This is a genomic window from Streptomyces sp. NPDC002785 (assembly GCF_040295565.1).
Lineage (GTDB): Bacteria > Actinomycetota > Actinomycetes > Streptomycetales > Streptomycetaceae > Streptomyces.
The window spans coordinates 1-1,157 of the sequence record NZ_JBEOVN010000442.1 but is presented as its reverse complement, the minus strand read 5'-3'; the positions used below and the strand labels follow the sequence as shown (position 1 = coordinate 1,157).

Below are 1,157 nucleotides of genomic sequence, written 5' to 3'. Positions count from 1 at the left end.
CGGGTCCGGGAGGCGGGTCTGGGCGCGTATGCGCATCAGGACGTGCCGTTCGAGCGTCTCGTCGAAGACCTCGCACCCACCCGCTCCATGGCACGGCACCCCCTCTTCCAGATCATGCTCGGACTGGACAACCACGCGGACGCCGTCGTGACGCTTCCCGGAACCGACGCAGAAGTGGTGCCCGGCGGGCAGGCACCCGCCAAGTTCGACCTCGACATGAATGTCAGGGAGCGGTTCGACGCCTCGGCCCGGCCGGCCGGGTTGGCGGGCACGGTCGTCTACGCCACGGACCTGTTCGACAGGGACACGGTCGTGGAGCTCGTCGAGCGGTTCGTCCGTGTACTGGAGGAAGTCGGCACCGACCCGCAGCAGCCGGTGAGCCGTATAGAGATCCTCGGCGCGACCGAGCGCGAGCGGATCCTGTCCGACTGGAGCAAATCCGCGCGCGGGATACCGGCACATGCGCTGCCCGCTCGGGGCTCCGTCCCCGGGAGCGGCGCGGACGCCGGATTCCGGGTGTTCGTACTGGGTGCGGCGCTTCAGCCGGTTCCTGTCGGTGTCGCGGGCGACCTGTATGTCGCGGGCGCATCGGAGGACCAGCAGGGCTGCCCCGATTGTCCGGAGCCGACCGCGGAGCGCATGGTGGCGTGCCCGTTCGGGGCTGCGGGTGAGCGCATGTACCGCACGGGGGATGTGGTGCGCTGGCGTGTGGACGGCAGCCTGGAGCTCATCTCCGGGGCGCACGGGGAACAGGGAGAACGTGGGGAGCCGGCGTCGAGCACGGCAGCGGCTTCCGAGCACGGACAGCCCGCCCTGGGGCGCGGACCGTCATCCGTGCAGGAGGAGATCCTGTGTGCGGTGTTCGCCGAGATGCTGGATCTGCCGTTCGTCGGTGTCGACGACAACTTCTTCGAGCTCGGCGGTCACTCGCTCATGGCGGTCAAACTCGTCGTCCATTTGCGTGAGTTGGGCCTGCCGGTGAGCGTGCGAGCACTGTTCGCAGCTCCGACGGCGGCAGGACTCGCTGCCGCCGTAGGCGCGGAGGGTCCTGCCACAGTGGCGGTGCCGGAGAACTTGATTCCGGCCGGTGCGGAGGTGATCACGCCGCAGATGCTGCCGTTGGTGGAGCTGACCGCTGACGAGATCGGGCGGATTAC

1 protein-coding gene is annotated in these 1,157 nt (G+C 69.1%); it reads left to right on the top strand.

The genetic code is table 11. The features are described from left to right. A partial coding sequence (locus tag ABTZ94_RS37635) for a condensation domain-containing protein (protein ID WP_351207982.1) occupies positions 1-1,157 on the top strand: 1,157 nt, incomplete at both ends.